This window comes from Nocardia rhizosphaerae (genome assembly GCF_042650365.1).
Taxonomy (GTDB): Bacteria; Actinomycetota; Actinomycetes; order Mycobacteriales; family Mycobacteriaceae; genus Nocardia; species Nocardia rhizosphaerae.
Genome location: NZ_JBHSBA010000003.1, coordinates 1,378,063 through 1,400,471 on the forward strand (window position 1 = coordinate 1,378,063; position 22,409 = coordinate 1,400,471).

Below are 22,409 nucleotides of genomic sequence, written 5' to 3' on the forward strand. Positions count from 1 at the left end.
TCGAACGGTCATGCTGTCGACGGTTGACGCGATGGGTGTGCGCTCAGCGCGGTCCGGGCTCACATCACCGCGATGATGATCGCGATCAGGATGACCAAGCCGATCAGCACCCCTGCGCCGATGGCGAGCGGGGCGCCGTTGGGCAGGTTGTCCAGGAAGCTGCCGGTGCGCTGCGGCGCTGCCGGGGCGGCCAGCGGGGCGCGCTGGGGGCGGGGCAACGGTGCGGAGTGGGGGCCGCGCAGGCCGCTGGCGCCGTTGCGGGCGGCCCAGGACGGGATGGTGCCGTCCTCGGTGCGCAGCGGCACGCCGAGGATGTAGGCGGCCGTGCCAGGACCGAACGCGGCGGTGAGGATCTCGTCGCGTGCCTGGGCCATCGTCGGGCGGCGTTGCGGTGCGGGTTCGAGCATGTGCAGCAGCGGCTGGGTGAGGATGCCGGTGCGGCTCGGCGGGATGATCTGGCCCATCGCGGCCTTGGTGACCACGTCGTTCTCGTCGCTGTCGAAGCCGAACGGCGGCTGGCCCTCCACCATGGTGTAGAGCGTGGCGCCGAGAGAGAACACGTCGCTGGCCTCGGTCGGCCTTGCGCCGCGGGCTACTTCGGGCGGTAGGTAGGCGGGGGTGCCGGTGATGGTGCCTTCCGGGTCGTCGCCGCTGTCGCCCGCGCCGCGGGAGATGCCGAAGTCGCTGAGCTTGGCCTTGCCGAGATCGGTGCCGCGGTCGGCGACGAGGATATTGCCCGGCTTGATATCGCGATGCACGATGCCCGCGGCGTGCGCGGCGGCGAGCGCGTCGGCCACCTGGGCGCCGATCTGGGCGACCTCCACCGCGGGCAGGATATCGACCATGCCGAGCGCCTTGGCGACGCTGCGCGAGGGTAAGTACTCCATGACCAGCCAGGGTTCGCCCGCCTCGATCACCACGTCGTAGACGGCGATGGCGTGCTCGTGCGACAGCTTGGCCGCCACCCTGCCCTCGTGCACGATGCTGGCGCGGATCCGCTCGGCCTCGGCCTCGCTCAGCCCGGCCGTCGACAGCACCTGTTTGATCGCGACTTCCCGGTTCAGCAGCCGGTCCGTCGCCAGCCAGACCGCACCCATGCCACCGCCGCCCAATTTCGACTGCAGGCGGTAGCGACCCGCGACGAGGTAGTCGGGGCCGATATGGGGGCGAGCACGTTCGGTCACGGGTGCGAGGGTAGTCGAATATGCCGATGACTGGCCGGTATCGCGGCCCGCGGGTATAAGGGCCGCGCGGTGGACACGGGGGAGGGTCGGGTGCCACCCTGGTCGCCATCGAACGTATATTCGAATACGATCGATAGCTGGAACGGTGCTGCTGTTCCTGAGTTGAGCGGCATGAAGCTCGCGGGTCCATCGTGGAAGTAGGTGGTGTTGATGGGTTCGGAGGCGTCCTCACCCGAGGCGGACGCGCGGGAGCTGGTGCTGGCTGATCTTCGACGCCGGATGTCCGCGGTGCCTGCCCGCGGTCAGGAGGCGACCGCTCGAATACCCGGTGAACAGCCACTACGTCGAGATCTTCTGCCGGTTCCCGCCCCGCTCGCCGAGCTGTTGCCCGGCGGTGGCCTGCCCAAGGGCGCGGTGGTCGCCTACTCCGGCGCGCACTCGCTGCTCGCCGGCCTGCTGGCCGCGGTGACCGGCGACGGCGGGTACGCCGCGGTGGTCGGCCTGCCGCGGCTCGGTTTGCTGGCCGCCGCCGAGATGGGCGCGCAGCTGTCCCGGCTGGCGGTGATCGCCGACCCCGGCCCGGACCCGGGCGAAGTGGCCGCCGTCCTGCTCGACGGGCTCGATCTGGTGATCCTCGGTCTCGACGGTGTCGCCGTCCCGCCCGCGCGCTGCCGGGTGCTGGCCGCGCGCGCCCGCAACCGTGGCGCCACCCTGGTCGTCGCCGGCGGCGGGTGGACCGATCCGGCGCTGCGGCTGGATACCCGCGTCAGCGGATACGACGGCCTCGGTGCCGGTCGTGGCCGCCTGCGCTCGGTGTGCCTGGACGTGCGCGTCAGCGCCAAGTCGGGTCGACCGAGGCACGGCCGGATGGACCTGTGTGCCAAGGCAGGTCGCACCGAATGGCTCGCCCGCGACACGATGTCCCGCGTCGCCGAGGTGACCGACCTGAGAGAGGCCGTGTCGTGACCGGCGCGCGGCGGCCGCGTGGTCGGTCGCCCATCGTTGCCATGGCACGCGGCCCGGCCGCCTGCTCGATGGCATCGTGCTGCCGGTCGCGCACCTACTGCTTCAGTCGACCCGCGCTGCCTGTTCACTTTCGCGCCGATCGGTCGAAATCGGGGCCGGTAGCGCGAGTTGTGACGGCGCAGCGCGGAGTCGGCGGACTTCGGAACCGGCCATCGCGGCGCCGTGCGCCGGGTCGCGGCAGGCGCGGGTCGGTTGCGGCGGATCGCCCGGCGGCGTCGTGTGGGTGGTGGCGTTTTCGGGTGTGGGTGGTTTCGCGATGACTCGGGTCGACCGGGTGCTCGCTCTGCTGTGTCCCGACTGGCCTGCGATGGCGGCGGCGGCGATGGCCGGGGTTGGGGCGGATCGGCCGGTGGCGGTGTTGCGCGGGAACCGGGTGGTGTCGTGTTCGGCGATCGCGCGGGGCGACGGAGTGCGGGAGGGGCTGACGCGCAGGGAAGCGCAGTCGCGCTGCCCTGATCTCGTTGTCGCACAGGATGACCCGGACCGCGATGCCCGGCTGTTCGAATCGGTGGCCGGTGCCGTCGACGCGACGGTGCCCGGCGTGGAAGTGCTGCGTCCGGGACTCCTCGTGCTCGCGGCCCGCGGCGCCACCAGGTTCTTCGGTTCCGAGGAGGCGGCCGCGGTGCGGCTGATCGACACGGTGGCGGTGGCGGGCGCCGAAGCCCAGGTCGGCATCGCCGACGCCATGTCGACCGCTGTGCTGGCGGCCCGGCACGCCGCGATCGTGCGGCCGGGGGAAGGAGCGCGCTATCTGGCGCCGCTGCCGGTGGCCGAGCTGGCTGCCGAACCGGCGCTCGCCCCACCGCAACGCGCCGAGCTGGTCGACCTGTTGCACCGCCTGGGTCTACGCCGCATCGGTGATTTCGCCCGGCTCACCCCCGCCGACGTCGCCTCCCGTTTCGGTGCCGACGCGGCGCTGGCTCATCGCCTCGCGCGCGCTCTCCCCGAGCGCCCGCCGTCGGCCCGGCAGCTGCCGCCGGATCTCACCGTTGAACTCGACTGTGATCCACCGATCGACCGGGTCGATGCCGCCGCGTTCGCCGGTCGCGCCCTCGCGACCCGGCTGCACACCGCGCTCACCGGCGCCGGTGTGGCCTGCACCCGGCTCGCCGTCACCGCGCGCACCGAGGCGGGTGAGGAGTTGTCGCGGGTGTGGCGCTGTGCCCGTCCGCTCACTCCGCCCGACACCGCCGACCGCATTCGCTGGCAACTCGACGGCTGGCTCACCCACCGCGCCCGCCCGACCGCGCCGATCGTCACACTCCGGCTGGAACCGGTGGAGGTGGTCGCCGCCGGCGCGCTGCAACTCGGCCTGTGGGGTGGGGAGGGCGAGGAAACCGAACGTGCCAGGCGCGCCCTGGTCCGGGTGCAGGGCCTGCTCGGTGGCGAGGCGGTGCGGTTGGGGGTACTCAGCGGTGGCCGCGGCCCCGCCGAACGCATCACCATGATCGCCCTCGGCGACGAACTCGCCCCCGCCACCGACCCCGCCCAGCCGTGGCCGGGCCGGCTCCCCGAACCGGCCCCGACCCTGCTGCTCCTGCACCGCCCCACCGTCGAGCTGACCGCCGCCGACGGCACCGCCGTGCAGGTCACCGCCCGCGGCCTGTTCACCGCCGACCCCGCCCGCCTGCGCTGGGGCCGCAAGCAGTGGGCGCTGCTCGGCTGGGCGGGCCCGTGGCCGGTCGACGAACGGTGGTGGGCCGCTACCGATCAGCCCGGCTCCGCCGCCCGCGCCCAGGTCCAGCTCGACGCCGCCGCTACCGAGATCCGCGTGGTCCTGCTCGTCTACGACGCCGATTCCTGGCACGCGGAGGGTGTGTACGAGTAGGTGTCGCAAGCCCGTGTGAGCGGGTGGTCGCGGGTCTGTAACGGCAGGATCGGCCGGGTTGCTCCCGGTGCGGCAAGAACACAGGGTGCCCTTACTGCCGCGACGGGATCGGTTCTACAGTGACATGACATGTTCCGGATCGGCCGGACGGTCGATCGCGGAAGGAGCTGACATGAACCCGTTCGAGGGGATGGGGTGTTCGGCCGCGGCGGCCGACCTGCCGATGCTCGGCACCGCGGCCCACGTCACCGGCTGGCTGTGTATCGAACACCCGGGTGCCTGGGGCAGGGACGTGATCGGTGACGAGGTGCTCGGCCCGGAGATCACTGCCGAGTTGGCCGCGCGCTGCTCGGCGGCCGGGGTCCGCCCCACTTTGATCCGGCGCCCTGGCCGCAACGAGTTCACCGGCACCCGCACCGTCCTGCTGGCCGCCTCGCGGCCGGAGGGCTCCTGGTGCGAGCGCTTCGAGATCACCGACCTACGTGAACTCTTCGACATCGACCTGCGTCTCGTCGACGGCCCGCCGCCGGGAATCGGTGCGCGCGTGGACGATCCGGTGGTTCTTGTCTGCGCCCACGGCAAACGCGACCGGTGCTGTGCCCTGCTCGGCCGCCCCATCGCCGCCGCCATGGCCGCCGACAACCCCGGCCGGGTCTGGGAGGCCACCCACACCGGTGGTCATCGCTTCGCCCCCGCCGTGGTCCTGCTCCCGTCCGGCCTCACCTACGGCCGGGTCGACATCCCCGCGGCCCGTGCCGTGCTCTCGGCCGCCGACAGCGGCGCGGTGTCGATGACCGGCCTGCGTGGCCGTGGCTGCTACGACCCGATCCGGCAGGTCGCCGAGGTCGCGGTGCGCGAACAGCTACCACCGGTCCCGCTCGACGCCCTCACCGTCACCACCGACCCGCGTCTCGATACCGACCCGACCACGGCGGGTGCCGCCATCGTCACCCACCGCGACGGCCGTCGCTGGCGTGTCACGGTCCGCACGGTCTCCGCCACTCCGCGCCAGGCGAGCTGCGGCGGCCCGGCGAAACCGGTCACCTACCTGGAACCCACTGCGGTGCAACGGCTTTACGAGTCCCCTCGCCGCCGGGCGGAGTATCCGTCCGTTCCCTGACCGCCGTCCCCGACCAAGGCCGACCCAGGGCGCCCGACCGAGTCCGTCCAGCTGGACAACGATCACCAGGCGCTGGTGGGGTTCGCTCTCGGCTGCCGTTTGCAGCACAGCTTGGTGATCGAGTGCCCAGGCTTCACCAGTGGGTGCCGGGAACCCAGCGGGCGGCGCGGCGCAGTGCGGTGCCGGTGGCTTTGCGGGCGGGGGATTTGGGTTTGGGCGCGGGGTCGGTGGCCTCGGGTTTCGGCTCGGCGGTGGCGGATTCGCCTTTGGCGGCGGGGGAATCCGGGAGGGCGCGGTAGTAGCGGTGCAGGATGCGGTCGCGGAGTTTCGGGGTGAGGATGCCGCCGTACTCGGCGATCGTGCCGAGGGGGACGTCGATGCGCTTGGGGCGCTCGGTGAGGGCGCGGACGATGGTGGCCGCCGCCCACTCCGGTGACTCAGCCGGGCCCTGTTCGCCGCTCGGGGTGATCATCGGGGTGCGTACCAGCGGCATGTGGATGGTGGTGAAAGTGACGCCGTCGGCGAGGGTTTCGACGGCGGCGACCTCGGTGAACTTGTCCAGCGCCGCCTTGCTCGCGAGGTAGGCGGAGAACCGGGGGGTCGCCACCTGCACGCCGGCCGAGGAGATGTTGACGATGTGGCCGAAGCCGCGTTCGCGCATCTGCGGCAGCAGGGCGAAGGTCATGCGCAGCGCGCCGAAGTAGTTGACCGCCATGGTGCGTTCGAAGTCGTGCATGCGGTCTGTGGAGCGATGGATGGCGCGCCGGATGGAGCGGCCCGCGTTGTTCACCAGCATGTCGACGTGGCCGTGCTGGTCGAGGATCGTCTTGACGGCCGCGTCGACGGATTCGGCGTCGGTGACATCGCACGGGTAGCCGTGGGCGCGGCCGCCCGCGGCGGTGATCTCGGCGACCACGGTGGCCAGCTCGTCCGCGCGGCGGGCGAGCAGGAACACCACGGCGCCCTTGTCGGCCACCGCCTGGGCGGCGGCCCGGCCGATTCCCGACGACGCGCCGGTGATGACGACATGCCTGCCGGTCAGGTCGCGCCGCCTGCCGCGGCTGGATTCGACGGGAGGAACCTGGGACATCGCTGCTCCTTTGCAGTCCGGTACCACGAACTTACTCCAAAGTAAGATCCAGGGCGAGGGTTCGAAAAAACTCGAAAATACGTTCGAACGACACTCGCCAACATTCGAACGTATGTGCGATAATGATGCACATGGCGGACGATCGGATGGCGGATATCTATGCCGCGGTGCGGCTCGGCGGAATCGACCCTGACGCAGCGCGCGCGGCGTTGACCAGGCTCTGGGACGAGGTAGGGGAAGGCGGCGACCCGTTGCATCGCTGCGTGATCGCACATCACCTGGCCGATGTGCAGGAGTTGCCCGAGGGCGCGTTGCTCTGGGATCAGCGGGCCCTGGCCGCGGTGTTCGGGCCGGGCATCCCGCTGGACGAGGGGCTGCGCGGATTCCTGCCCTCGCTGTATCTGAACCTGGCCGACAGTCACCGCCGCGTCGGTGATTTCGAGATGGCGCGGATGCAGTTGACCATCGCGCGCGGGCATCTGGACGTGCTCGCCAACGATGCCTACGGCGCGGTGATCCGGTCGGGCCTCGGCCATGTGGAGGCTGCGCTGGATTCGCGGTCGATGGAGCGGTTGCCCGTCGGTTGAGGGGGCGGGCAACCGCTCGGGTGGAGGTGTTGCGGTGTAGGTGAGAGGAGCGGGTGTGGGCTGGAGCAACGGTCCACCGACCTGGTCGGAACTGGAGCGGGTGCTCTCGGGCAGGCCGAGCGGGCGCCCCGCCGAACAGCTGCATCCCGGCGACGGTGGTGACAGTCCGGCGTGGTCACGCAAACGTGGTGCGTACGAGGCGGAGTCGATCGAACGCCCCGCCGCGACCGTGCCCTACGCCGAGCTGCACGTCCACTCCGCCTACAGCTTCCTCGACGGCGCGAGTCAGCCGGAGGAGCTGGTGGAGGAGGCGGTGCGGCTCGGGCTGGAGGCGCTCGCGCTCACCGACCACAACGGGTTCTACGGGACCGTCCGGTTCGCCGAGGCGGCCAGGGAATGGGGAATGCCAACGGTTTTCGGTGCCGAATTGTCACTGGGAACCGATGCGGAGGCGGCGCCGGGCCGAGGGGATGCGGTCCGGCGCCGTACTGTTCCGCGGGGTGGGGTTCCGCGACGCGCGCCGGGCAGCGGTTCCGCCGCGCGATGGACGTCACGTGATTCGGTGAGCGATGCCGATTGTCGGGACGGTTCTGCCGCGGCCGGTGCGCCGGACCTGCTCGGTGCCAGGAACGCGACCGGGCGTCGTCTGGTCCGCGGCGCAGAGGACGCCGGTCGCTCCGGCGTGCCGGTGGGTTCGGGCACTGGACTCGACCTCGCGCCGGATTCGCTGCCGCGCACCGGGTTCCCCGATCCGATCGGTCCGCATCTGCTGATCCTGGCCCGAGGGCAGGAGGGGTATCGGCGACTGTCGAGGGAGATGGCGGCCGCGCACATGGCGGCGGGAACCAAAGGCGTCCTGCGCTACGACCTCGATACCCTCGCCGCGGCCGCAGGCGGGCACTGGCAGATCCTCACCGGATGCCGCAAGGGCCATCTGCGCGCCGCGCTCGAACAGGATCTGGCCACCGGTGATACCGGACTGCCGAAAGCTGAAGCGGCGCTGCGTGATCTGATCGACCGCTTCGGTGCCGACCGGGTGAGCGTGGAGCTCACCCACCACGGCATCGCCACCGACGACGAGCGCAACGCCTATCTCGTCGCCGTGGCCGACCGGGTCGGGGTCCCGGTGCTCGCCACCACCGGCGCGCATTTCGCCGCGCCGGCCCAGCGGCGCCGGGCCATGGCGCTGGCCGCGATCCGGGCCAGGAGCAGTCTCGACGAGATGGCGGGCTGGCTGCCGTCCACCGGTGGTGCGCACCTGCGCTCGGGGGCGGAGATGGCGCGACTGTTCGCCGAACATCCACGTGCCGTGCCGAACGCGGTGGAACTGGCAAGGGAGTGCGCCTTCGATCTGAGTCTGATCGCGCCGAGACTGCCTCCGTTCACGGTGCCCGAAGGCCACGACGAGGACTCGTGGTTGCGTCGTCTGGCCATGGACGGTGCCGCCCGGCGCTACGGGCCGCCGGAACGGAACCCGCGGGCGTACCGGCAGCTCGAGCACGAGCTCGCGGTGATCGAGCGGATGGAGTTCCCCGGCTACTTCCTGGTCGTGCACGACATCGTCGAGTTCTGCAAGGGCAACGGCATCCTGTGCCAGGGTCGCGGCTCGGCCGCCAACTCGGCGGTCTGCTATGCCATCGGCATCACCAATGTCGATCCGGTGGGCAACAAGCTGCTGTTCGAACGTTTCCTGTCCACCGAACGCGACGGGCCGCCCGATATCGATATCGACATCGAGTCCGATCGCCGTGAGGAGGCCATCCAGCACGTCTACGCCAAGTACGGGCGCGACTACGCGGCCCAGGTGGCGAACGTGATCACCTATCGCGGCAAGTCCTCGGTGCGCGATGCCGCACGGGCACTCGGCTTCTCGCCGGGCCAGCAGGACGCGTGGAGCAAACAGGTGAGCCGCTGGTCGGGGGTGGCCGCGGAGACCGGCACCGATATCCCGGCGCCCGTGCTCGACCTGGCGGGCGACCTCGACGGCCTGCCGAGGCATCTGGGCATCCACTCCGGCGGCATGGTGATCTGTGACCGGCCGATCGCCGACGTGTGCCCGGTGGAATGGGCGCGGATGGCGGGCCGCAGTGTGCTGCAGTGGGACAAGGACGACTGCGCCGCGGTCGGCCTGGTGAAATTCGACCTGCTCGGCCTCGGCATGCTCTCGGCCCTGCGCTACATGATCGACCTGGTGCGCGAGCACAAGGGCAAGACGGTGGAACTGCACGCTCTCGACCTCGGCGAGCCCGCGGTCTACGAGATGCTGCAGCGGGCCGATTCGATCGGGGTGTTCCAGGTGGAATCGCGAGCCCAGATGGCCACCCTGCCCAGGCTGAAGCCGCGGACCTTCTACGACCTGGTGGTCGAGGTGGCGCTGATCCGGCCCGGCCCCATCCAGGGCGGCTCGGTGCATCCCTATATCCGTCGGCGCAACGGGCTGGAGAAGCCCGACTGCGACCATCCCGCGCTGGAGAACTCGCTCGCCCGCACACTCGGGGTTCCCCTGTTCCAGGAGCAGCTGATGCAGATGGCCATCGACGTCGCCGGTTTCAGTGCCGCCGAGGCCGATCAGCTGCGCCGCGCCATGGGCTCCAAACGTTCCCCGGAGAAGATGGAGCTGCTCAAGGACCGTCTGTACCAAGGCATGCGCGATCTGCACGGTATCACCGGCGACCTCGCCGACCGCATCTACGAGAAGCTCTACGCCTTCGCCAATTTCGGTTTCCCGGAAAGCCATTCGCAGAGCTTCGCCTCGATCGTGTTCTACTCGGCCTGGTTCAAGCTGCATCACCCCGCCGCGTTCTGCGCCGGGCTCCTGCGCGCCCAGCCGATGGGGTTCTACTCGCCGCAGTCGCTGGTCGCCGACGCCCGCCGCCACGGCGTGCGGGTGCACGGCCCCGACATCAACGCCAGCAACGCCGAACCCACCCTGGAGAATCGCGGCACCGAGATCCGGCTCGGCCTGTCCGCCATCCGGCACATCGGCGCCGACCTCGCCGCGCGCCTTGTCGACGACCGCACCGCGCACGGCCGCTACACGTCGATGCTCGACCTCACCGGTCGCGTCGGCTTGACCGTCGCCCAGGCCGAATCGCTGGCCACCGCGGGGGCTCTCGACGTCCTGGTCGACGCCGAACCGGGTGGGCACGCGGCAGGAGTGCCCGGCGCATCGGTGGCCGGTGGTGAACGGTCCGCCGGTGTGCACCATCCGGACAGGCCGGTGAGTACGAGCGCGAACAGCAACGCGCGGATCGAGGCCGTCACGGTCGATGTGATGGGCGCCGGGGTGGACGATGCCCCGGTGGTCGCCGGTGGGGTGTCGGGTGGTGCGCCGGACGGGCGGGTTGAAAGTGGTGGAGTGGCGGCCGGTGTGCCGAGTGGGTGGGTCGACGGTGGTGGGGTCGCGGCCGGTGTGGGCGACGGGCGGGCCGTTGCGGGTGGTGCGGACGCCGACGTCGACGAGGCGGGGGCAGCCGACGGTGGGTCACACGGTCGCGGCGCTGACCGGGCGGGGCGCGGAAACGGTGTGCGCAGGGCTGCCGGTGTGGCGGCGGGGGAGCGGCCCGACCTGCTGCCGGGGACCGGTGCGGCAGCTGACCGGGCTCGGCGCGGGAGCAGTGTGCGCAGGGCGGCGCTGTGGGCGGCCGGTGCGGCGGCGGGGGAACGGCCCGACCTGCTGCCAGGGACCGGTGCGGCGACCCAGGCGCCCGCCCTGCCTGGGATGAGCGCTCTCGAACTCGCCGCCGCCGACGTGTGGGCCACCGGCATCTCGCCCGGCAGCTATCCCACCGAATTCCTGCGCGCGCACCTGAATTCGCTCGGCGTCGTCCCCGCGGCCGAGCTGCTGCTCGTCGAGGACGGCACCCGCATCCTGGTCGCGGGCGCGGTCACCCACCGCCAGCGTCCCGCCACCGCCGCAGGCGTCACCTTCCTCAACCTCGAGGACGAGACCGGCATGGTCAATGTGGTCTGCTCGGTCGGCCTGTGGACCCGCTACCGCCGCCTCGCCCAGACCGCCACCGCCCTGCTCATCCGTGGCCGCCTGCAGAACGCCGAGGGTGCCGCCAGCCTCCTCGCCGACCACCTCGAACCCCTCGACCTGCGCATCGTCGCCCGTTCCCGCGACTTCCGCTGACCCCTCGCCGAGTCGGTGGGTCCGCCCGACCGCTATCGACTCCCGTGTTCCGACACTGGTCAACCCCCTGCTCTCGGGCCAGAGCGCCGGTTGGGAGACAACTGGCCGACCCTGAACGGGTGGTACCATATATGGCATGATCAAGACGACCGTGTACCTCCCCGAGGATTTGGAGGTCCGGCTCGATGCCGAAGCTGCCGCGACCGGCGTCAGCAAGGCGGAACTCATTCGACGGGGGATATCGATGCTGCTCGACGCTTCCGACGTGCCGCGCAACGACGCACCGCTGCCGGTGTTCCGCAGCGGCCGTACCCGCACGGTCGAGGAGATGGATCAGGCGATCTACGACCACATCAAGTCGCGGTCGGCCCGCCGATGATCATCGTGGCCGACACGTCGGCCTTGTTCGCGGCGTTCGACGCCGATCAGCCCGAACACGATCGGGCAGCCGCGGTCATGGCGACCGAAACCCTGGTGATCTCACCGCTGGTCCTCACCGAACTGGATCATCTCGTTCATCGTGATCTCGGCTTCGACGCGGCGATGCAGGTGACGGACGCGCTGATGGCGCGCATGCTCGACGGACGCTATCGGCTCGCCGAACTCAAGCACGTCGATCTCACGGCCGCGCAGACGGTCCGGGCCAAGTACGAGGGCTTGCGGCTGGATCTCGCCGACGCGGTCGGTGTCGCGCTCGCCGACAAGTACCGGACCGACTGCATCTTCACCCTGGACCAGCGGGACTTCCGGGCGATCGAACCGCTCACCCCCGGTGTCGAGGCGTTCCGCATCCTGCCCGCCGATCTGTAGTGGGCGGCCGGCGCCCATTGCCGGCCACTGCGCACTACGCTGCGATCATGCGCAAGCTTGCGGTGGTGATGATCGGGGTGCTCGGGCTGTTCTTCCTGGCCGGGTGTGGGGACGACGCGGGGGACGGTGGTTCCGGCGAGCCGTTCTCGCCGACCGTCTCGGGTCCGGCGCCCGCGGTGGCACCGGGGTTCCGGGAGGGCGCGCCTGCGCAGGACAGTCCAGCGCCGCAGGATTCGGCGAACCGGAAAGAGGTGATCACCGGGTCCATCGACATCACCGCCGACGATCCGATCGGCGCCGCGGCCACCATCACCGAGCAGGTGCGGGCCGTGGACGGGCGGATCGACAGCCGCACCGAACAGCCGGGCACCGACGACCGCACCCCGCGCGCGGTGCTGAGCGTGCGGGTGCCCGCGGACAAGACCGACGCGTTCATCACCGGGCTCGGCGGGGTCGGCACCGTCACCAGGGTCAGTACCAATCGCGACGACGTCACCATGCAGTGGCAGGACCTGGACGCGCGGATCAGCGCCCTGCAGGCCTCGGTCGACCGCCTGCGCGCGCTCATGGCAGGCGCCACCAACACCGCCGACCTGATCGATGCCGAGGAGGCGCTGGCCAGCAGGCAGGGCGAACTCGACAGCCTCACCGCGCAGAAACGCAGTCTCGACGATCAGGTCGCGCTGTCGACCCTCACCATCACCCTCACCGCCGACGACAAGCGCGCCCCCGGCGATCCGGACAACTTCTTCGACGGCATCGTCGCAGGCTGGAATTCGCTGATCGACTGGTTGCAGGACGCGATTGTCTTCGCGGGCAAGGCGGTGCCGTGGCTCGGCTTCCTCGCCGTCCTCGGTGGCGCGTGCTGGCTGATCCTGCGGACGGTGCTGCGCCGCCGCAGGCCCCCCGCGCCGGAGCCGGCAGCGCCCGCATCGGCCCGAACGACGAAGGAGCCGACCGGTGCCGACGGTACGGGCGACGATCAAACCGAACAGCCGTAAAGGCCCCCTGGTCGAATCCGCCGACGACGGCTCACTCACCCTCTACGTCCGCGCCCCTGCCGTCGAGGGCAAGGCGAACAAGGCCGCCATCGAACTGCTCGCCGCGCACTTCGGCGTACCCAGATCCGCGGTCCGCCTGACCGCGGGTGCCACCTCCCGCTTCAAACGCTTCGACATCGACAGCTGAGCTGCCGCCGGACGGTTCGGTGCCGTGCCGACGGGTCAGACCGCCCCGGGGAAACCCAGCTGCCGCCAGGCCTCGTACACCGACACCGCTGCCGCGTTGGACAGGTTCATCGAGCGGCGGCCCGGCAGCATCGGAATGCGGATCTGCGCGGTGACGGCGGGATCGGCGAGGACCTCGGCGGGCAGACCGGTGGGTTCGGTACCGAAGAGCAGGGCGTCGTTGTCGCGATAGGCGACGTCGGTGTAGCGGGTGGTGGCCTGGGTGGTGAAGGCGAACACCCGGCCCGGCCCGATGGCGGCCAACGCGGCCGTCAGGTCGGGGTGCACCGTCACCACGGCGAGATCGTGATAGTCCAGCCCGGCCCTGCGCAACTTCGCCTCGGACAGATCGAAACCGAGCGGCTCGATCAGATGCAGCGCGCAGCCGGTCCCCGCCGCCAGCCGGATCGCATTGCCGGTATTGGGCGGAATCACGGGGTTGTGAAAGATCAGGTGCAGCACAGCGCACCACTCTGTCATGCCGGGTACGGCGGTGGTGCGCGCACTCGGCGGTCTGGAACAATCGGGGCCGTGAACAAGGCGGAGACGACCGGTAAGCATCGGGTCGTGCGGATGAGCGCGTGGGAGCAGTATCTGCGCAGTCATCTGCCGATGACCGTGGTCAGCGCGCTGATCGTGGTCGCGGTCGTGTTCGTGGTGTGGGACCGGTGGCGGCGCGGCGCGATCATCTTCGGTAGTGCGGCGCTGGTGGCCGCGGCGTTCCGGTTGTGCCTGCCGACGGTCCAGGTGGGCCTGCTCGCCGTGCGCAGCAAGCCCTTCGACGTGGCCGCCCTCACCGCGCTCGGCAGTGCCATCGTCTATCTGGCCGTCACCATCGACACCGCGGGCGTCAGCTGAGCGGGGACGCGCTGTCGTTCAGGCGGTGGCGTGTTCGGCCCGTACGGTGCCCTGATCGCCGTAGCGTTGCCTCGCCTGCGCAGGCGTGATCGTCGCCGGATCCGCGACCGGCGTGGCGGCCCGGTGGGCGGCCAGGATCTCACCGGTCATCGGGGCGATGTATGGTGCGGCTTTGATCAGCGCCCAGTTGTCACGGCGCGCGCTGGTCCAGGCGATCGCCCTGGCTGGAATCCGGACGGCCGGATCGACGGCTCTCGGTAGCGCGAAGCGGCCGAGCCTGCGCATCCACAGCGGCAGGGTGGGGATGGTCGCCAGCGAGAGCAGCCTGCTGCCGACGGCGAAGTGCCAGCCCTTGCTCGGCGGTGTCCACAGCAGATAGTGCATGCCCTCGATCGCTCGCTCCGAGACACACAGCTGAGGGCGAACCCGCTCGAAATAGGCGTGTACCTCGGCGCGGGTACGCGGCACGTCGGCGGGTTTGCAGGTCTGGAGTTCGGCCGCGATCGCGCATTCGGCCCAGTAACGGTCCTCTTCGTCGTGGCTCAGCGGGCCGGGGCCGTACATCTCGTAGGCCTTGAGCACCGAGTGCCACCCGGTGATGTGGATCCACAGCTGCGCGTCGGGATTGTTGGCGCTGTAGCGCTTGCCGCTGATCGGTTCGATGCCGGTCATCGGCGCGTGCACCTTCATCAGGTGTTCGGCGGCCTGCACGGCGGTGCGTCCGTCGCCGAGCGCGACCAGCAGGAAGTAGGACAGCGTGTGGTCGAGCCGGGTGGCCGGGTTGTCGTAGATCCCGTGCGAGTCGGCGACGGCCGCGGTGAGGAACGGATCGAAGTGCTCGAGGGTGACCGCGCGCTGGAACCCGATCAGCGCGGTCGGCGCCGCCCACACCTTCCAGCTGGGGGAATCCGGACCGAAGAAGCCGTAGTCGTCGCGGCGCAGAGTCGAGGGATCGAAGGCCATTGCACCTGCTCCTTTGCAGTGCCAGGGAATACAACACCACCGTAGCAATGGTGTCCGGCGAATACAACGGTTGCGTAGGATTGAGTCCGATGGGGCGAGACCCGGGTATCGTCATCGCGGAACAGGAGGCAGGCATGACCGCGACGCAGGAGCAACGGCCGCGCCGCCGCTATGCCCAGCGTCTGCCCCCGCACGAGCGCCGCGCCCAGCTACTCGACGCCGCCTTCACCGTGCTCGGCGACCGGGAACTCCACGAACTCAGCATGGAAGCCGTCGCCAAAGTGGCGGGCGTCGGAAAACCGGTGCTGTACACCGTGTTCAAGACCCGCGCCGAACTCGTCGAAGCCCTGCTCGAACGCGAGCGGGAGCGGGGTCTGGAGCAGATCGCCGACACGCTGCCGGAGAATCTGGTCGACACCGACCCGGTCGAAGCGGCGCTGGCGACGGTCGAGGCGTTCGTCGATGTGGCACTGGCGAATCCGACGCGCTGGCGGCTCATCCTGGCCACCCCGGCGAGCGCGCCCGACGAATACCGCGCCGCCCTGCGCGCCGCTCGCGCCGATATCCTCGAACGCGCCGAAGCGCTGGTCCGCGTCGGTATCGCGATGTCGCCGCGCTGGTCGGCAATGGACGCGGACCTGCTGGCGAACTCCACCCTCACCGTCGCCGAGATGCTCGGCAGGCTCGCGGTGAGCGAGCCACGGGAGTATCCGCGCGAACGGCTGCGCGCCTACGTGCGCTCGATCGTCACCCTGCTCGCGGGCGCGCGGGACTGAAACGGCCCGCGCGTCAGCGGTTCTCGCGCGCCAGCCGCATGGTCTCGGTGAGCAGCTTGGACACCGCGGCTGCCTCGGTGAGGAAACCGTCGTGCCCGTCGCGGGAGTGCACGATCTCGAGCCCCGCGCAGCCGGGCAGGCCATCGGCCAGTTCTGCCTGGGTGTGCAGTGGGTAGAGGCGATCGGAATCGACACCGCCCACCACGCACGGCACCGGTGTCGAGGCAAGCGCGGCGGCGATGCCACCGCGGCCACGACCCACATCGTGGCGGTTCATGGCCTCGCTGAGCAGCACATAGGTGGCCGGATCGAACCGCTGGACCAGTTTGTCGGCCTGATGCTCGAGATAGCTCTGCACCGCGTACCGCCCGCCGCGCCACGGATCTTCCTCGCCCTGAGGCTGATTGGTGAAGCGGTGGTCGAGTTCGCCGTCGGTGCGGTAGGTCAGATGCGCGATCCGGCGGGCCAGGCCCATGCCGGTCGTCGGTGCGCGACCGGTGCCGTGATAGTCGCCGCCGAGCCAGTCGGGATCGGCGGTGATGACAGCCATCTGGGTGGTCTGGGTACCGATCTGGTCGGCGGTGGCGCGGGCGCCCACCGCGAGCACCAGCGCGGCCGCGACCCGCTCCGGCTGCCCGATCATCCACTCCAGCACCCGCATGCCACCCATCGACCCACCGACGACGGCGGCCAGCCGCTCGATCCCGAGCAGATCGAGCAGCCGCGCCTCTGCGGTGACCTGGTCCCGGATGGTCAGGTCGGGAAAGCGGGAGCCCCACGGCCTGCCGTCCGGGGCGAGCGACGAAGGCCCGGTGCTGCCGCGACAGCCGCCGAGCACGTTCGTCGCGATCACACACCACTCGTCGGTGTCGACCGGGGCGCCCGGCCCGATCATGCCCTCCCACCAGCCGGGCGCGGTGTTGTCCGCGCTCGCGACGACATGTGAGTCACCGGTGAGCGCGTGCTCGACCAGCACCACATTGTCGAGGGTGGGGGAGAGCTCACCCCAGCGCTGCACCGCGAGCCGCACATCGGGGACGACGGCGCCGTTCTCCACGGTCACGTCCCCGATGGCGACCACGCCGAGTCGCCCGTCCGGCGGTGGCAGCGTGGCCACGCCGGTCGCGGGACGGGTGATCGGCGATTCGGTGCTCACAGTCACGTCGTCGCCGCCGCGAATCCGGCGCGTAGATCGGCCAGGATGTCGTCGATTCCCTCGATACCCACCGCGAGCCGCACCAGCCCCGGCGTGACACCGGCGGCCAGCTGCTCCTCCGGCGTCAACTGCGAGTGCGTGGTTGACGCCGGGTGAATCACGAGAGAACGCACATCACCGATGTTAGCGACATGGCTGTGCAGGCTGAGCGCGTCCACGAACTTCTTGCCCGCATCGACACCGCCGGCCAGCTCGAACGCCACGATCGCGCCCGCACCCTTGGGGGCGAGCTGCTTGGCCCGCGCGTACCAGGGCGAGGACGCCAGCCCGGCGTAGTGCACGGCTGTGACGCCCGGCTGTTCGCTGACGAACTTCGCCACCGCCTCGGCGTTGGCCACGTGCCGCTCCACCCGCAGGCTCAGCGTCTCGATGCCCTGCGCGATGAGGAAGGCGTTGAACGGCGACACCGCGGCACCGAGGTCGCGCAGCAGCTGCACGCGGGCCTTCAGCGCGAAGGCGGGCGCGCCGAGATCGGCGAACACCGCGCCGTGATAGCTGGGGTCGGGCTCGGTGAAGCCGGGGAACCTGGCCGCGCCGTCGGTGTCGCGCACGGTCCAGTCGAAGGTGCCGCCGTCGACGAGCGCGCCCGCCACCGCGGCGCCGTGGCCGCCGAGGTACTTCGTCGCCGAGTGCACCACGATGTCGGCGCCGTGGCGCAACGGCTGGATCAGGTACGGAGTGGCGACGGTGTTGTCGACGATCAGCGGGATGCCCGCCGCGTGCGCCACCTCGGCGATGCCGGGGATGTCGAGCACGGCGCTGCTCGGATTGGCGATGGTCTCACCGAAGAAGGCCTTGGTGTTGGGCCGGATCGCGGCCCGCCACTGCGCGAGATCGTCGGGATCCTCGACGAAGGTCACCTCGATGCCGAGCTTGCCCAGCGTGTAACGGAACAGGTTGTAGGTGCCGCCGTAGAGGTGCGGGCTCGACACGAGGTGGTCGCCCGCACCGGCCAGGTTCAGGATCGCGAAGGTCTCGGCGGCCTGGCCGGAGGCGAGCAGCAGCGCCGCGACGCCGCCCTCGAGCGCGGCGATACGCTGCTCGACCGCGTCCTGGGTCGGGTTCATGATCCGGGTGTAGATGTTGCCCGGCTCGGCGAGCCCGAACAGCGCGGCGGCGTGCTCGGTGTCGCGGAAGGTGTACGAGGTGGTCTGGTAGATCGGCAGCGCCCGCGCGTTGGTGCTCGCGTCGGGGGCCTGGCCCGCGTGGATCTGCTTGGTCTCGAAGGACCAGTTCTCGGGCAGCGTGGACTCGGTCATGAACGTTTCTCCATGGGTTGTTCGCCGGTGTGCGTCAGATGGGTCGGATCGACGGACAACAACACATAGGGGACCTCCTGCGATGCGCGCTTGCTCTCGACCTTCGAGAGCCCGGTCATCACCCGGAGCACCCCACCGCAGCTGGAGGGTTGCCGACCAGCGAGCCGGGGCTTGGCGCTGGTACTCATGACCTCGGCGACATCCTAACCGGATGGTGCGCCCATGCGGAAACTTCTCCCCGAAACGTCGCCTTGATCACTTTCGCCGGCGCGATCCCGGATCGGCGGGGCCGCGTGGTCTCGGTTACTCCTGGGTAGCCGAGTGGGGTGTCGGCGGGCCGGGGCGGCGGGGTAGGTTCGTCAAGTCCCGCACAGCGGGCCCTCCCGTCGCGGTGAGGGTGGGGGCAGCAGTACGCTCGTCTTGTTTGCACCACACGTCCCGCAGACAACGCGGGGCATATACGTTGTCTGTTGGAACAGCTGGGGTCCGCTCACAAGCGTGTTCGCCTGGCCGTGCAATGAGGGCACCATCCTAGGAGGACACGAAGATCCATGTCCAAGATCAAGGTTGAAGGTACCGTCGTAGAACTCGACGGCGACGAGATGACCCGGATCATCTGGCAGTTCATCAAGGACAAGCTGATCCACCCGTATCTCGACGTGAACCTCGAGTACTACGACCTCGGCATCGAGTACCGCGACAAGACAGACGACCAGGTCACCGTCGACGCGGCGAACGCCATCAAGAAGTACGGCGTCGGCGTCAAGTGCGCCACCATCACCCCGGACGAGGCGCGGGTGAAGGAATTCGGCCTCAAGAAGATGTGGCGCTCGCCCAACGGCACCATCCGTAACATCCTGGGTGGCACCATTTTCCGCGCGCCGATCATCATCTCGAACGTGCCCCGCCTGGTTCCGGGCTGGACCAAGCCGATCATCATCGGCCGCCACGCCTTCGGCGATCAGTACCGCGCCACCGACTTCAAGGTCTACGAGGCCGGCACCGTCACACTGACCTTCACCCCGGAGGACGGCAGCGAGCCGATCGTGCACGAGGTCGTGAAGATGCCCGAAGACGGCGGCGTCGTCATGGGTATGTACAACTTCAAGAAGTCGATCGAAGACTTCGCGCGCGCCTCGCTCAACTACGGGCTGCAGCAGAACTACCCGGTCTACATGTCGACGAAGAACACCATCCTGAAGGCCTACGACGGCATGTTCAAGGACACCTTCCAGGAGATCTTCGACACCGAGTTCAAGAGCCAGTTCGAGGCGGCGGGCCTGACCTACGAGCACCGCCTGATCGACGACATGGTCGCCTCCTCGATGAAGTGGGAGGGCGGCTACGTCTGGGCGTGCAAGAACTACGACGGCGACGTGCAGTCCGACACCGTGGCACAGGGCTTCGGCTCGCTCGGTCTGATGACCTCGGTACTGCTCACCCCGGACGGTCGCACCTGTGAGGCCGAGGCCGCGCACGGCACCGTCACCCGGCACTACCGCCAGCACCAGCAGGGCAAGCCGACCTCGACCAACCCGATCGCGTCGATCTTCGCCTGGACCCGTGGGCTCGAGCACCGCGGCAAGCTGGACAACACCCCCGAGGTGATCGGCTTCGCGCAGGCGCTCGAGGACGTCGTCATCAAGACCGTCGAGGGCGGCCAGATGACCAAGGATCTGGCGCTGCTCGTCGGCGGCGATCAGGGCTACCTGAGCACCGAGGAGTTCCTCGGCGCGCTCGACGTCAACCTGGCGCGTGCGCTGAAGAGCTGACAACTCGACCCGCCGATCGGTTCGGTCGACGTGCGATCCACGTCGACCCGACCATCGAGTCAGGGAGTTCGCCCGGCCCGGTGATCGGCCCGTGTTCGCCCCGAGCGCACCGGGTACGTGATCCGGGCCGTTGTTGTGCGCGAACTGCCAGGTGGCCGACGCTGTCGGGAAGTTGTCGAGCCGGCGTCGGCCGTGCGGTTCTCGCCGCGGATCACGCGGGTCGCATCGACCGGCCGGCCGGGGGCGGGTACGCATTCGGTCGGCGTGCATAACCGATCCGCGCGAGTGCCGAACGACCAGGGGTCGGCGGTGGGATAACTCACGGTGCGCTCGGGTAGCGATCGGAACGCGCTGGTCGTTGCATGGAATCGTGACTCCCTCCCTCGCTACCGCCGAAGTGCCGCGTACGAGCTGGCACATTCCCGCGATGCTGGCGCTGGCGCTCGGCGGGTTCGGCATCGGCACCACCGAGTTCGTGACCATGGGGCTGCTGCCCGATATCGCGGCGGCGTTCGGGACGTCCGAGCCGACAGCAGGGCATGCGGTGTCGGCCTACGCGCTCGGCGTGGTCGTCGGTGCCCCGCTGATCGCGGCGCTGTGTGCGAGGGTGCCGCGTAAACGGCTGCTCATGGCATTGATGGTGGCTTTCACCCTCGGCAATGCGGCGACGGTGCTCGCCCCGACGTTCGGCACCCTTGTGCTCGCCCGGTTCGTTTCCGGGCTGCCACACGGCGCCTATTTCGGGGTCGCCTCGCTGGCCGCGGCCACGCTCGCGCCGGTGGGGCAGCGAGCCAAGGCGGTGGCCACGGTGATGCTTGGGTTGAGCGTGGCGAATGTGATCGGCGTGCCCGGCGCGACCTGGCTCGGCCAGCATCTCGGCTGGCGTGACGCCTATGTAGTGGTCGCGGTGATCGGGGTGGCGACGGTCGCCGCGCTGTGGCGGTTCGTCCCGGATCTGCGCGGCATGCGGGTGAGCAATCCGCTCACCGAGCTCGGCGCGCTGCGCCGCCCGCAGGTACTGCTCACGCTGGCCGTCGGCGCGATCGGCTTCGGTGGCATGTTCGCCGTGTACACCTATGTCGCCACCACCATGACCGATGTGGCCGGGATGCCCATCGGCGCCGTCCCGATCGTGCTCGCCCTGTTCGGGCTCGGCATGATCGCGGGCAATATCGCCGGTGGCATCATGGCCGACCGCGGTGTCGACAGGTCGATCTTCGTGGCGCTGCTCGCGATGGTGGTGATCCTCGCCGGGTTCGTCCTCGCGGCCCACAATCCGGTCACCGCGTCGATCGGCGCGTTCCTTGTCGGCGCGTCCGGCGCGGCCCTGGCACCCGGTCTGCAAACCCGCCTGATGGACGTGGCCGCCGACGCCCAAACCCTCGCCGCCGCCCTGAACCACGCCGCCCTCAACATGGCCAACGCCGCGGGCGCCTGGCTCGGCGGTCTCGTCATCGCCGCCGGCCTCGGCTACACGGCCCCCGCCGCGGTCGGCGCCATGCTGGCCGTGCTCGGTGTCCTGCTGTTCACCGTCACCGTCTGGCTCCAACGCCGCGCGTCACTCAACACGCCGTAGCCGATTCGAAAGTATCTTCGAGTCGCCGTAGTTGCGGCACATGCCGAGCTACCTTCACGAAGCTTTGCTCGACCTGTTCCGCAACGAGTTGTCGCCGGCGTTCGCGCTGCTGGCCGATGAGTTCGGAGTCCCTGTCCCCGATTTGGCCCACCTGCGTGCCGAACCCTGCGATTTCACCGACATCGGACCCAAGGAGTTCCGCGGTGACCTGGCCTCGAGCACACACGACGCCCGCGACCGTCCCGTCCTCGGTGTCTGCCTCGAGGTGCAGCTCGACCCCAAGGACGTCCGCCGGTGGAAATGGCCGGTGTACCTGACCACGCTCCGATCCCGGCTGTGTTGTCCGGTGGTGCTACTGGTGGTGACACCGAGCCCCAAGGTCGCCAAATGGGCCGAGCAGTCGATCGAACTCGATACTTCGGGTCGGTCATCCGCCCGCAGGTACTCGGTCCCGACCGCTTTCCCCTGGTCACCGACCCCGACGAGGCAAGGCGATGCCCCGAACGCGCGGTACTCTCGGCAATGGCGCATGGCGCTGGACCGCAGATGAATGAAGTCCTGGCAGCCTCCCTGTCCGGCCTGCTGGAAACCGACGACGAACATGCAAAAACGTACCTTGAACTGGTCGATGAGACGCTGTCCACTGCGGCAAGCCGGCGCCTGGAGGAACTGATGGAGCGTACTCCCGAATACCGCGGCCGCATCGCCACGAAGTATGTGGCGAAGGGTCGCACAGAGGAAGCTGCCCATGCGGTGCTCATTGTGCTTACCGCGAGGGGTCTCGAACTGTCGGCTGCGCAGCGCGCCCAGCTCGGCGAGTGCACTGACCTGGATCAGCTCAATTCCTGGCTGACCCAGGCCGCCATCGCAACGTCCGCAGACGAGCTCTTCGGCTGACGTCTACGCACTGGGTGGTCGCGATGGCCGGAGCGAAGGGACCGGTGCGGTCTCGCGAGTATGTTCCACGCGGGCGCATCGTCAAG

The 22,409-nt window shown here is 69.8% G+C and carries 21 protein-coding genes and 1 riboswitch; of the genes, 15 read left to right on the plus strand and 6 right to left on the minus strand.

What is annotated here, in order from left to right:
* Window positions 1-59 precede the first annotated feature (59 nt).
* Window positions 60-1,184 carry a serine/threonine-protein kinase gene (locus ACFOW8_RS07870; RefSeq protein ID WP_378547586.1) on the minus strand — a complete coding sequence of 375 codons (1,125 nt, stop codon included), beginning with the start codon at window positions 1,182-1,184 and terminating at the stop codon, window positions 60-62.
* A 210-nt stretch (window positions 1,185-1,394) separates the two neighbouring features.
* Here ACFOW8_RS07870 and ACFOW8_RS07875 point away from each other — a divergent pair, with 210 nt between their 5' ends.
* The 3 genes from ACFOW8_RS07875 to ACFOW8_RS07885 all read left to right on the plus strand — a co-directional run bounded on the left by ACFOW8_RS07875 (window position 1,395) and on the right by ACFOW8_RS07885 (window position 5,158).
* Complete coding sequence (locus ACFOW8_RS07875) at window positions 1,395-2,150, plus strand: hypothetical protein (RefSeq protein ID WP_378547589.1); 756 nt, start codon at window positions 1,395-1,397, stop codon at window positions 2,148-2,150.
* A gap of 316 nt (window positions 2,151-2,466) precedes the next feature.
* Window positions 2,467-4,038: a DNA polymerase Y family protein gene (locus ACFOW8_RS07880; protein WP_378547592.1), complete on the plus strand. Its 1,572-nt coding sequence runs from the start codon at window positions 2,467-2,469 to the stop codon at window positions 4,036-4,038.
* Window positions 4,039-4,210: 172 nt separating this feature from the next.
* Window positions 4,211-5,158 (plus strand): sucrase ferredoxin, encoded by a 948-nt coding sequence (locus tag ACFOW8_RS07885; protein WP_378547595.1) that lies wholly within the window; start codon window positions 4,211-4,213, stop codon window positions 5,156-5,158.
* 133 nt (window positions 5,159-5,291) lie between these two features.
* Here ACFOW8_RS07885 and ACFOW8_RS07890 read toward each other — a convergent pair whose 3' ends face one another.
* On the minus strand, window positions 5,292-6,248 hold the full coding sequence (locus ACFOW8_RS07890) for an SDR family NAD(P)-dependent oxidoreductase (RefSeq protein WP_378547598.1): 957 nt from the start codon (window positions 6,246-6,248) through the stop codon (window positions 5,292-5,294).
* Window positions 6,249-6,379: 131 nt separating this feature from the next.
* Between ACFOW8_RS07890 and ACFOW8_RS07895 the strand changes: the two genes are divergently transcribed.
* The 6 genes from ACFOW8_RS07895 to ACFOW8_RS07920 all read left to right on the plus strand — a co-directional run bounded on the left by ACFOW8_RS07895 (window position 6,380) and on the right by ACFOW8_RS07920 (window position 12,968).
* Window positions 6,380-6,835 (plus strand): hypothetical protein, encoded by a 456-nt coding sequence (locus ACFOW8_RS07895; protein WP_378547601.1) that lies wholly within the window; start codon window positions 6,380-6,382, stop codon window positions 6,833-6,835.
* Window positions 6,836-6,890: 55 nt separating this feature from the next.
* Entirely contained in the window at window positions 6,891-10,970 is a 4,080-nt protein-coding gene (locus ACFOW8_RS07900; protein WP_449289757.1) for an error-prone DNA polymerase, read from the plus strand.
* A gap of 136 nt (window positions 10,971-11,106) precedes the next feature.
* Entirely contained in the window at window positions 11,107-11,349 is a 243-nt protein-coding gene (locus ACFOW8_RS07905; RefSeq protein ID WP_378547604.1) for a ribbon-helix-helix protein, CopG family, read from the plus strand.
* Window positions 11,346-11,780, plus strand: a complete 435-nt coding sequence (locus ACFOW8_RS07910) for a type II toxin-antitoxin system VapC family toxin (protein ID WP_378547607.1) — start codon at window positions 11,346-11,348, stop codon at window positions 11,778-11,780. Before ACFOW8_RS07905 ends, ACFOW8_RS07910 begins: the two co-directional genes overlap by 4 nt.
* Window positions 11,781-11,827: 47 nt before the next feature.
* On the plus strand, window positions 11,828-12,781 hold the full coding sequence (locus tag ACFOW8_RS07915; RefSeq protein ID WP_378547610.1) for a DUF4349 domain-containing protein: 954 nt from the start codon (window positions 11,828-11,830) through the stop codon (window positions 12,779-12,781).
* Window positions 12,741-12,968, plus strand: coding sequence for a DUF167 domain-containing protein (locus ACFOW8_RS07920; RefSeq protein WP_378547613.1), 228 nt, complete (start codon window positions 12,741-12,743; stop codon window positions 12,966-12,968). The genes ACFOW8_RS07915 and ACFOW8_RS07920 overlap by 41 nt, the downstream gene beginning before the upstream one ends.
* A gap of 35 nt (window positions 12,969-13,003) precedes the next feature.
* Here the strand turns inward: ACFOW8_RS07920 and ACFOW8_RS07925 are convergent, their stop codons facing one another.
* Window positions 13,004-13,486, minus strand: coding sequence for a tRNA (cytidine(34)-2'-O)-methyltransferase (locus tag ACFOW8_RS07925; protein ID WP_378547616.1), 483 nt, complete (start codon window positions 13,484-13,486; stop codon window positions 13,004-13,006).
* A 93-nt stretch (window positions 13,487-13,579) separates the two neighbouring features.
* On the opposite strand from ACFOW8_RS07925, the gene ACFOW8_RS07930 reads away from it, so the two are divergent.
* Window positions 13,580-13,864: a DUF3017 domain-containing protein gene (locus tag ACFOW8_RS07930; RefSeq protein ID WP_378548571.1), complete on the plus strand. Its 285-nt coding sequence runs from the start codon at window positions 13,580-13,582 to the stop codon at window positions 13,862-13,864.
* Between the two features lie 18 nt (window positions 13,865-13,882).
* On the opposite strand, the gene ACFOW8_RS07935 is transcribed toward ACFOW8_RS07930, so the two are convergent.
* Window positions 13,883-14,827 carry an oxygenase MpaB family protein gene (locus ACFOW8_RS07935; RefSeq protein ID WP_378547618.1) on the minus strand — a complete coding sequence of 315 codons (945 nt, stop codon included), beginning with the start codon at window positions 14,825-14,827 and terminating at the stop codon, window positions 13,883-13,885.
* 134 nt (window positions 14,828-14,961) lie between these two features.
* On the opposite strand from ACFOW8_RS07935, the gene ACFOW8_RS07940 reads away from it, so the two are divergent.
* Window positions 14,962-15,603: a TetR/AcrR family transcriptional regulator gene (locus ACFOW8_RS07940; RefSeq protein WP_378547620.1), complete on the plus strand. Its 642-nt coding sequence runs from the start codon at window positions 14,962-14,964 to the stop codon at window positions 15,601-15,603.
* 13 nt (window positions 15,604-15,616) lie between these two features.
* Here ACFOW8_RS07940 and metX read toward each other — a convergent pair whose 3' ends face one another.
* Together metX and ACFOW8_RS07950 are read right to left on the minus strand one after the other, a co-directional pair.
* Entirely contained in the window at window positions 15,617-16,765 is a 1,149-nt protein-coding gene (metX, locus tag ACFOW8_RS07945; protein ID WP_378547622.1) for a homoserine O-acetyltransferase MetX, read from the minus strand.
* Window positions 16,762-18,078 carry a bifunctional o-acetylhomoserine/o-acetylserine sulfhydrylase gene (locus tag ACFOW8_RS07950; protein ID WP_378547624.1) on the minus strand — a complete coding sequence of 439 codons (1,317 nt, stop codon included), beginning with the start codon at window positions 18,076-18,078 and terminating at the stop codon, window positions 16,762-16,764. The genes metX and ACFOW8_RS07950 overlap by 4 nt, the downstream gene beginning before the upstream one ends.
* Window positions 18,079-18,159: 81 nt before the next feature.
* A riboswitch (SAM riboswitch) is annotated at window positions 18,160-18,270 on the minus strand.
* Window positions 18,271-18,629: 359 nt separating this feature from the next.
* On the opposite strand from ACFOW8_RS07950, the gene ACFOW8_RS07955 reads away from it, so the two are divergent.
* The 4 genes from ACFOW8_RS07955 (at window position 18,630) to ACFOW8_RS07970 (ending at window position 22,323) form a co-directional block, all read left to right on the plus strand.
* Window positions 18,630-19,850 (plus strand): NADP-dependent isocitrate dehydrogenase, encoded by a 1,221-nt coding sequence (locus ACFOW8_RS07955; protein WP_378547626.1) that lies wholly within the window; start codon window positions 18,630-18,632, stop codon window positions 19,848-19,850.
* Window positions 19,851-20,277: 427 nt separating this feature from the next.
* The gene (locus ACFOW8_RS07960; protein WP_378548574.1) at window positions 20,278-21,426 is read left to right on the plus strand and encodes an MFS transporter; all 1,149 of its coding nucleotides are present in this window, start codon (window positions 20,278-20,280) and stop codon (window positions 21,424-21,426) included.
* 40 nt (window positions 21,427-21,466) lie between these two features.
* Window positions 21,467-21,976, plus strand: a complete 510-nt coding sequence (locus ACFOW8_RS07965) for a hypothetical protein (protein WP_378547628.1) — start codon at window positions 21,467-21,469, stop codon at window positions 21,974-21,976.
* Window positions 21,973-22,323 carry a hypothetical protein gene (locus ACFOW8_RS07970; protein ID WP_378547630.1) on the plus strand — a complete coding sequence of 117 codons (351 nt, stop codon included), beginning with the start codon at window positions 21,973-21,975 and terminating at the stop codon, window positions 22,321-22,323. The genes ACFOW8_RS07965 and ACFOW8_RS07970 overlap by 4 nt, the downstream gene beginning before the upstream one ends.
* The last annotated feature ends 86 nt before the right edge of the window (window positions 22,324-22,409 follow it).

What these genes read in the sequence shown, in the direction of transcription:
- ACFOW8_RS07875 (WP_378547589.1), top strand. Translation starts at nt 1,395, where the DNA reads ATGGGTTCGGAGGCGTCCTCACCCGAGGCGGACGCGCGGGAGCTGGTG.
- ACFOW8_RS07880 (WP_378547592.1), top strand. Translation starts at nt 2,467, where the DNA reads ATGACTCGGGTCGACCGGGTGCTCGCTCTGCTGTGTCCCGACTGGCCT.
- ACFOW8_RS07885 (WP_378547595.1), top strand. Translation starts at nt 4,211, where the DNA reads ATGAACCCGTTCGAGGGGATGGGGTGTTCGGCCGCGGCGGCCGACCTG.
- ACFOW8_RS07890 (WP_378547598.1), bottom strand. Translation starts at nt 6,248, where the DNA reads ATGTCCCAGGTTCCTCCCGTCGAATCCAGCCGCGGCAGGCGGCGCGAC.
- ACFOW8_RS07895 (WP_378547601.1), top strand. Translation starts at nt 6,380, where the DNA reads ATGGCGGACGATCGGATGGCGGATATCTATGCCGCGGTGCGGCTCGGC.
- ACFOW8_RS07905 (WP_378547604.1), top strand. Translation starts at nt 11,107, where the DNA reads ATGATCAAGACGACCGTGTACCTCCCCGAGGATTTGGAGGTCCGGCTC.
- ACFOW8_RS07910 (WP_378547607.1), top strand. Translation starts at nt 11,346, where the DNA reads ATGATCATCGTGGCCGACACGTCGGCCTTGTTCGCGGCGTTCGACGCC.
- ACFOW8_RS07915 (WP_378547610.1), top strand. Translation starts at nt 11,828, where the DNA reads ATGCGCAAGCTTGCGGTGGTGATGATCGGGGTGCTCGGGCTGTTCTTC.
- ACFOW8_RS07925 (WP_378547616.1), bottom strand. Translation starts at nt 13,486, where the DNA reads ATGACAGAGTGGTGCGCTGTGCTGCACCTGATCTTTCACAACCCCGTG.
- ACFOW8_RS07930 (WP_378548571.1), top strand. Translation starts at nt 13,580, where the DNA reads ATGAGCGCGTGGGAGCAGTATCTGCGCAGTCATCTGCCGATGACCGTG.
- ACFOW8_RS07935 (WP_378547618.1), bottom strand. Translation starts at nt 14,827, where the DNA reads ATGGCCTTCGATCCCTCGACTCTGCGCCGCGACGACTACGGCTTCTTC.
- ACFOW8_RS07940 (WP_378547620.1), top strand. Translation starts at nt 14,962, where the DNA reads ATGACCGCGACGCAGGAGCAACGGCCGCGCCGCCGCTATGCCCAGCGT.
- ACFOW8_RS07950 (WP_378547624.1), bottom strand. Translation starts at nt 18,078, where the DNA reads ATGACCGAGTCCACGCTGCCCGAGAACTGGTCCTTCGAGACCAAGCAG.
- ACFOW8_RS07955 (WP_378547626.1), top strand. Translation starts at nt 18,630, where the DNA reads ATGTCCAAGATCAAGGTTGAAGGTACCGTCGTAGAACTCGACGGCGAC.
- ACFOW8_RS07960 (WP_378548574.1), top strand. Translation starts at nt 20,278, where the DNA reads ATGCTGGCGCTGGCGCTCGGCGGGTTCGGCATCGGCACCACCGAGTTC.
- ACFOW8_RS07965 (WP_378547628.1), top strand. Translation starts at nt 21,467, where the DNA reads ATGCCGAGCTACCTTCACGAAGCTTTGCTCGACCTGTTCCGCAACGAG.
- ACFOW8_RS07970 (WP_378547630.1), top strand. Translation starts at nt 21,973, where the DNA reads ATGAATGAAGTCCTGGCAGCCTCCCTGTCCGGCCTGCTGGAAACCGAC.